The sequence below is a fragment of the Dysosmobacter sp. genome (assembly GCF_034093755.1).
In the GTDB taxonomy this organism is placed as follows: Bacteria; Bacillota; Clostridia; order Oscillospirales; family Oscillospiraceae; genus Oscillibacter.
Window position 1 is genome coordinate 1 of sequence record NZ_JAXEBZ010000008.1, and the last position, 6789, is coordinate 6789.

The 6789-nt window shown below is 62.9% G+C and carries 11 protein-coding genes; 4 read left to right on the forward strand and 7 right to left on the reverse strand.

The genetic code is table 11. From position 1 onward, the window contains the following. Positions 1–4 precede the first annotated feature (4 nt). Entirely contained in the window at positions 5–406 is a 402-nt protein-coding gene (locus tag SOX55_RS00580) for a cysteine-rich VLP protein (RefSeq protein ID WP_441034039.1), read from the forward strand. Positions 407–548: 142 nt separating this feature from the next. After that, positions 549–725 carry a hypothetical protein gene (locus SOX55_RS00585; protein ID WP_177343401.1) on the forward strand — a complete coding sequence of 59 codons (177 nt, stop codon included), beginning with the start codon at positions 549–551 and terminating at the stop codon, positions 723–725. A gap of 58 nt (positions 726–783) precedes the next feature. On the opposite strand, the gene SOX55_RS00590 is transcribed toward SOX55_RS00585, so the two are convergent. The 3 genes from SOX55_RS00590 to SOX55_RS00600 form a co-directional block, all read right to left on the reverse strand. Beyond that, positions 784–1323, reverse strand: a complete 540-nt coding sequence (locus SOX55_RS00590; protein WP_325285490.1) for a helix-turn-helix domain-containing protein — start codon at positions 1321–1323, stop codon at positions 784–786. After that, positions 1263–1724, reverse strand: coding sequence for a sigma-70 family RNA polymerase sigma factor (locus SOX55_RS00595; RefSeq protein WP_442873592.1), 462 nt, complete (start codon positions 1722–1724; stop codon positions 1263–1265). The genes SOX55_RS00590 and SOX55_RS00595 overlap by 61 nt, the downstream gene beginning before the upstream one ends. 94 nt (positions 1725–1818) lie before the next feature. Then, positions 1819–2256, reverse strand: coding sequence for a MarR family winged helix-turn-helix transcriptional regulator (locus SOX55_RS00600; protein ID WP_325285491.1), 438 nt, complete (start codon positions 2254–2256; stop codon positions 1819–1821). A gap of 190 nt (positions 2257–2446) precedes the next feature. Between SOX55_RS00600 and SOX55_RS00605 the strand changes: the two genes are divergently transcribed. Further along, positions 2447–2731 (forward strand): GIY-YIG nuclease family protein, encoded by a 285-nt coding sequence (locus SOX55_RS00605; RefSeq protein WP_325285492.1) that lies wholly within the window; start codon positions 2447–2449, stop codon positions 2729–2731. A gap of 41 nt (positions 2732–2772) precedes the next feature. Here the strand turns inward: SOX55_RS00605 and SOX55_RS00610 are convergent, their stop codons facing one another. Genes SOX55_RS00610 through yedF form a run of 4 tightly spaced genes read right to left on the reverse strand, consistent with a single transcriptional unit; the run spans position 2773 to position 4948 of the window. Next, complete coding sequence (locus SOX55_RS00610) at positions 2773–2943, reverse strand: DUF6472 family protein (protein ID WP_325285493.1); 171 nt, start codon at positions 2941–2943, stop codon at positions 2773–2775. Between the two features lie 21 nt (positions 2944–2964). Next, positions 2965–3201 carry a DUF3343 domain-containing protein gene (locus SOX55_RS00615; protein ID WP_325285494.1) on the reverse strand — a complete coding sequence of 79 codons (237 nt, stop codon included), beginning with the start codon at positions 3199–3201 and terminating at the stop codon, positions 2965–2967. Beyond that, entirely contained in the window at positions 3198–4340 is a 1143-nt protein-coding gene (locus SOX55_RS00620) for an aminotransferase class V-fold PLP-dependent enzyme (protein WP_325285495.1), read from the reverse strand. Before SOX55_RS00620 ends, SOX55_RS00615 begins: the two co-directional genes overlap by 4 nt. Then, a complete protein-coding gene (gene yedF / locus SOX55_RS00625; protein ID WP_325285496.1) occupies positions 4337–4948 on the reverse strand; it encodes a sulfurtransferase-like selenium metabolism protein YedF in 612 nt (203 codons plus the stop codon). Before yedF ends, SOX55_RS00620 begins: the two co-directional genes overlap by 4 nt. 200 nt (positions 4949–5148) lie before the next feature. Between yedF and SOX55_RS00630 the strand changes: the two genes are divergently transcribed. Further along, entirely contained in the window at positions 5149–6411 is a 1263-nt protein-coding gene (locus SOX55_RS00630; protein WP_325285497.1) for a diaminopimelate decarboxylase, read from the forward strand. Positions 6412–6789 lie beyond the last annotated feature (378 nt).

The window sequence follows — 6789 nt, forward strand, 5'->3', positions numbered from 1 at the left end:
GAAGATGCACAAGCTTGACCCCATCGAGCGGCTGCCGGATGGCACGCTCTTCCGCTTGACGCCAGGACAGCTCCGCAGCGTGCGCGGCCTTACAAGGCGCTGCTGTAACTTCTTGGATGGCGACTGCCTGCTGCTGGACGGCGCTTGCCCGCAATTTATCTCCCGCAGCCTGATCTGCCGGTGGTTCCGCCGCGCCGTGCTGCCCCAGCAGCCCAAGCTGGAACAGGCCATTCTCAGCCCGAAAAAACTCCGCCGCTGCGAAGTCTGCGGCACAGGCATTCTCGCCCGCTCTGGCAGGACAAAATACTGCCCCGCCTGCGCCAAGGAGGTTCACCGCCGACAGAAGGCGAAATCCGCCCGCAAACGGCGGTCTGGTGTAGACAATTTGGGGGCGAAAAGCCCTTGAATTGCAAGCCTCCGCGCACCGCCAAAGCCGCACGGCAATACGATTTCCCTCGCAGCCGCAAAATCGAATTCTATTTGTCTACATAGCAGCCGGAACACACGCATAGATTGAAGAAGAAAACGCTCTGGAAAGGAGGGCAGCCATGGAAGTATTTCTGATCTTCCCGAAATCAAAGCAGGCGCAGCAGGAGCTTGGGCAAGAGCTGGCGAAGTTCCAGTCCGAGCAGGCGCTGAAATCCATCCAGAAGCTGCCCTGCTCCACGGAGCAGAAGCTGGAACTGGTGGACGCAGCGGTGAAGCATCTGAAAGCGCAGCAATAATACATAGCAAACGAGCAGACCGGCATTCAACGCCGGTCTGCTCGTTTTACTGCACTGATCACGTCTGCTTGAAATACTTCTCCCATGTAGATTTGAAAATCTGCACGTTACCCTGTTCCCATCGCTTGAACTTTTGCAGCGGGACGCCAAGCTGCGCTGCATATGCCTTCTGCGTCAAGCCGAGCCGCTGGCGTATGGCTTTGATCTGCGCTCCCTGACCTCGCAGCAGAAACAGGTTATAGTCATCCAGCAAATCCTCCAGCGGCACTTCAAACAGCTCCGCCAGCTTCTCCATATGCTCCTTCGGATAAAAGTCCCGCCCTGCCTCTTCGTAATGGATGTAGGTACTGCGGTCGATGCCCGCATAGTCCGCCGCATCACGCTGACGAAGTCCTTTTTGATAGCGATGCCACCGCAGCTTGTCCGCAATTTCCGTGATCTCGGATGCGTCCGAAAACCGCAGATTGAACTTCTCGGCATCCAAAAACTTATGTGGAAGGACGACCGGAAACTTGAGAATTTGAAGCGGCGCAACTTTTAATGTACCTGCAACATTCGCAGCCAATACATAGCTGCGGACTTCCAGGCGGCAGAACATAGACCATTTTGCCCCAAAAGGTTCATGGTTTTCCACCTCAACCGCCGATTGTTCTGTTGCGATAGTATAGCATTTTCAATGCACCGGGCGGCGTAGGTGGCCAGGCGGGTCCCCTTTGAGCCGTCGAAGCTGGCCACCGCCTTGATCAGCCCGATGGTGCCGATGGAGATCAGGTCCTCCTGGTCCCCTGACTGGGTGTAGTACTTCTTCACCACATGGGCCACCAGCCGGAGATTGTGCTCAATCAGCCGGTCCCGGGCCTCCTGGTCACCTTCGGCGCAGCGCCGCAGGCACTCCCGCTCCTCCGCCGCAGACAGCGGCCGCGGAAACGAGCCGCCGCCGGACAGCCGCAGCGTCAGCAGTAAGCTGTTGGCAAACAGCAGCAATGCCGCACTCAGCATAACATCCCCCCTCAGGCCAGCCTATGCGGCCGGGCCGGTCCCTTATACGGAACGGCAAAAAAGGAGCGCCGGACCGGCGCTCCTTTTTACGCGGCTATTCCTCTGTCAGTTCCCGGCAGGCGCGGCGGGCATTCTCCGTCATCCGGGTCAGAATGCCGTAAAGCAGAGTCTGTTCCTCCGGTGAGAAGTCCCGGGCGATGGCCTCGCCGAACCGCTTCTGGCTGTCCTGCCCCTGCCGGACGGCCTCCGCCGCCGCAGGCAGCAGCCGCAGGTGGATTTTCCGCCCCTCCGGGCGGCGCTGGAGATACCCCCGCCGCACCAGCCGCTCCACTGAGGTGGACACCTGGGACTTGGCCAGGGAGCGCAGGCTCACCAGCTCCGCCGCCGTGTCATGGCCGGGATTGTTGGCCAGAAACAGCAGGATGTCCTCCTCCATCTGCGTCAGGCCGAACCGCTCCAGCACCGGCTCCATCATCCGCAGATACAGACGGTGGAGCGACTGGCGCAGAATCAGGTAGTCGAAATTCTCCATAGGCCCCTCCCTCTCCGCGTTTTCCCGCACGGTGTCACAGGTTTCATCTGCGGCGCCCTCCGCCATTCGCCGTCTCCGGCGGATGTGCTGCGGCTATCGTACCACGATGCCGCGGGCACCGTCAAGGCGTTGCAAATTTCTCTCCGCCGTGGTATGCTGAAGCGGCAGATCATCCGAAGGAGGCGGCGCCATGGCGTCCTGCTGGGTCTATATTCTCCGCTGCGGCGACGGCTCCCTGTACACCGGCATAGCCCGGGACGTGGACCGCCGCCTGGCCGTTCACCGCAGCGGCAAGGGGGCCAAGTACACCCGCTCCCGCCTGCCGCTGACAGTGGTTTACCGGGAGGAGCAGCCGGACAGGCCGGCGGCCCTCCGCCGGGAGATAGCCATCAAGCGCCTGACCCGGGCGGAAAAGCTGCGGCTCATCGAAAACGGCCCCCCTGCCCCGGAAAAACAGGACCAGCCCTGTCCGTGAGAATTTCTCCGGATCAGAGCTGGTCGTTTTCTTTTTCACGCTCACTGCCGCCGGGCGGTGGAGTAGTCGTCGCCCCGGTGATAGAAGGGACAGCTGCGGCTGTCTCCCCGGAGGAACCGCTCCATCTCGTCCTCATCCAGGTCCATATTGCAGAAGCAAACGTCCTCTTCCTCGTCATAATCGTAGTGGAGGCACTCCTCGCAGTTGGTCACTGTAATCTCCTCTCCGCCGCGTCAAAGCAGCATATCATACAACCCGTCCACCCGGAAGCCGCTGGTCATCAGCAGCTCCTCCACAGCCTCCCGGCTGCCGTCGGGCGCGGACCAGCACATGCCGCATCCGGCGCTGATAGCCCGGGGCAGGGGAATCAGACGCCCCGGCACGCCGGAGTCCCGGCAGCGCTTCTCCATGGCCATGGCCTCCGCCGTGGTGCGGAAGGTGACCACAAACCTGGGCTGCTTCTCTCTCACACCTGCCACTCCTTTGCCAGGACGGCAACGGCCTCCGCCGCCGCGTCCGTCTCTTCCTCCGTGTTGAACCAGGACCAGGAGAACCGCACCGCCCCCTGCTCCTCCGTGCCCAGCGCCCGGTGCATCCGGGGGGCGCAGTGGGCGCCGGGTCGGGTGGCGATGCCCCACCGCTCCGCCAGCTCGTCGGACACCTCTCCAGAGTCCAGATCGCCGATGTTCAGCGCCGCCACCGGCGCGTGGACGGGATCGTCCCAGTTTCCGTACACCGTCACGCCGGGCAGATTCCGGACCGCCTCGTAAAACCGGCGGGCCAGGGCGTACTCATGGGCATAGACCCGCTCCTGCCCCGTCTCCTCCAGAAAGCCCAGGGACGCCTGCAGCCCGGCGATGCCGTGGCCGTTGAGGGTCCCGGCCTCCAGCCGGGTGGGGTACTCCTCCGGCTGGCGCTCCAGATAGCTCTGGACGCCGGTGCCCCCCACCTTCCAAGGGCGAATCTCAACCCCCTCCCGGACGCACAGGCCGCCGGTGCCCTGGGGGCCCAGCAGGCTCTTGTGGCCGGTGAAGCACACCACGTCCACCCCGTCCCGCTCCATGTCCACCGGCAGCACCCCGGCGGACTGGGAGGCGTCCAGAATGAACAGCAGGCCGTTGGCCCGGGCAAAGGCTCCCACGGCGGCAATGTCCATCACGTCGCCGGTGAGGTTGGAGGCATGGGTGCAGACCACCGCCCGGGTGTTCTTCCGCAGCAGTCCCGGCAGGGCGCTGAGATCCAGCCGCCCCCGGCGATCCGCCGGCAGAAAGTCCAGCTCCATCCCCGCCTCCCGAAGCCGGTACAGGGGGCGCAGCACGGAGTTGTGCTCCCAGTCCGTGGAGATGACGTGGTCCCCCGGCCCCAGCAGGCCGGAGATGGCGATGTTCAGCGCCTCGGTGGAGTTGCAGGTGAAGCACACCCGCTCCGGACGGCCGTGAAACAGCCGGGCCAGCCGCTCCCGGGTATCGTAGATGGTCCGGGAAGCCGTCAGGGAGTCATCATGGGCGCCCCGGCCGCTGTTGCCGAAGCTGTCCAGGGCCGCCGCCACCGCCTGCGCCACACAGGGAGGCTTGCGGAGGGTGGTGGCGGCGTTGTCCAGGTAGATCACGGCTTGATCACCTTGCCGGCGCCTGCCAGCTTCTCCACAATGGTGTACATATTGCTGACGCCGCCCACCGCCAGCTTCTCCGTCAGGCCGTAGTAATTGAGGCAGGTGCCGCAGGTGAGGATCTCCACCCCCTGCGCCTCCATGTTTTTCAGGTCCTCCAGGGAGTCGGAGCCCTCGGTGGTGAGCTTCGCGCCGCCGTTGTAGAACAGGATGGTCCGGGGCAGCTGGGGCAGCTGGCTGACGGCATATAAAAAGCCCTTGATCAGCACCTTGCCCAGCTCGTCATTGCCGCGGCCCATGGAGTCGGTGTCCACCGCCACCACCAGACTGCCGCCGGCGGCGGGGGCGCAGACAGCAGGCGCGTCCTCCACCGTCTCCGGCAGATGGTCCACCGCCACGGTGACCACAAAATGCTTCTCCTCCTCCTGACGGCTCTCCGCCTTCAGATGGTGGCCGGCGGCCATGCGGCTGAGATTCTGCACGGCGATGTCATTGTCCACATGGACCTCCAGCACGCCGGGCTCCGTCATCTCCCGCAGGGCGCGGGTGGCCTTTACCACCGGAATGGGGCACTGGTCGCCCCGGGCTTCCACAAGAATCGTACTCATGCTTCATTCCTCCGTTTTCCGCCGCAGCGGCGGTATTTTCCTGCTCTCTACTATAGCCTCAGCCGCCCTGAAAATCAATGGTTGTTTTTTCAATAGAATATCGGCAGACAGTTTCTGACGGTTTTCCCCTGTTTTCCTTGACACCAAGACATTAAACCGTTAAAATAGCAGAGATATTTATGCTGAAAAGAGGCATTTTCATGAATAAGAAACCGTTTGTATCCCAGCAGCAGCTGGAAGCCATCACCGCCCGGTATCCCACCCCCTTCCACATCTACGATGAAAAGGGCATCCGGGAGAACGCCCGCCGCCTGAAGGCCGCCTTCGCCTGGAATCCCGGCTACCGGGAGTATTTCGCCGTGAAGGCCACCCCCACCCCCGGCATTCTGAAGGTCCTGCAGGAGGAGGGCTGCGGCTGCGACTGCTCCTCCATGACGGAGCTGATGCTGGCGGAAAAGATCGGCACCACCGGCGAGGGCATCATGTTCTCCTCCAACGAGACCCCGGCGGAGGAGTTCCGGAAGGCCGCGGAGCTGGGCGCCATCATCAATCTGGATGACATCACCCTCATCGACGAGCTGGAGCAGACCCTGGGCTATATTCCGGAGAAGATCTGCTGCCGCTTCAACCCCGGCGGCACCTTCACCCTGGGCGCCACCGGAGAGGGCTTCCAGGTGATGGACAACCCCGGTGACGCCAAGTACGGCATGACCCGCCAGCAGATCGCGGAGGCCTACCGCATTCTGGCGGCCAAGGGCGCCAAGGAGTTCGGCATCCACGCCTTCCTGGCCTCCAACACGCTGTCCAATGACTACTACCCCGCCCTGGCCCGGATTCTGTTCCAGCTGGCGGTGGAGCTGCATCAGGAGACCGGCTGCCGCATCTCCTTCATCAACCTGTCCGGCGGCGTGGGCATTCCCTACCACCCGGACCAGCCTGCCAATGACATCGCCGTCATCGGCGAGGGGGTCCGGAAGGCCTATGAGGAGGTGCTGGAGCCTGCCGGCATGGGCGACGTGGCCATCTACACGGAGCTGGGCCGGTTCATGCTGGCCCCCTACGGCCACCTGGTGACCACCGCCTGCCACGAAAAGCACATCTATAAGGAATACATCGGCGTGGACGCCTGCGCCTGCAACCTGATGCGTCCCGCCATGTACGGCTCCTACCACCACATCACCGTCATGGGCAAGGAGGACGCCCCCTGCGACCACAAGTATGACGTAGTGGGCGGCCTGTGCGAGAACAACGACAAGTTCGCCATTGACCGGATGCTGCCGAAGATCGACATGGGTGACCTGCTGGTGATTCATGATACCGGCGCCCACGGCTTCTCCATGGGCTACAACTACAACGGCAAGCTCCGCTCCGCCGAGCTGCTGCTGCAGGAGGACGGCTCCGTGAAGCTGATCCGCCGGGCCGAGACGCCGGAGGACTACTTCGCCACCCTCGTCTGGGAATAAGAATGCAAAAGAGGACCTCCGCGGCGGTGCCGCGGAGGTCCTTCAGCTTGTCAAAAAGCCTCGCAGAGTTCGCACCCGCAGGTGCGAAAAAAATGAAATTCGTTTTTCCCGGCGGCGTGTACGGCGGGAAAAACACTTCTCAGCCTGCAAGTGTGCGAGTTGTCCGCTTATGGGGTTCCCCACTGCAACCCAGCGAAGCGGTTGCGGTGGGGAGAGGAGGGGCAACGGAGCGGCATGAGGACGCCCTCCGCCGCAGGGCGCTCCGAATGGAGCGACGTTTGCCCCGACGACGTGCGCGCCGCAGGCTGCTGCCTTCCCGAAAAAGTGGCAAAGCCACTTTTTCGACAGCCTCAGTACCCGTTGACCATGATGTTCAGC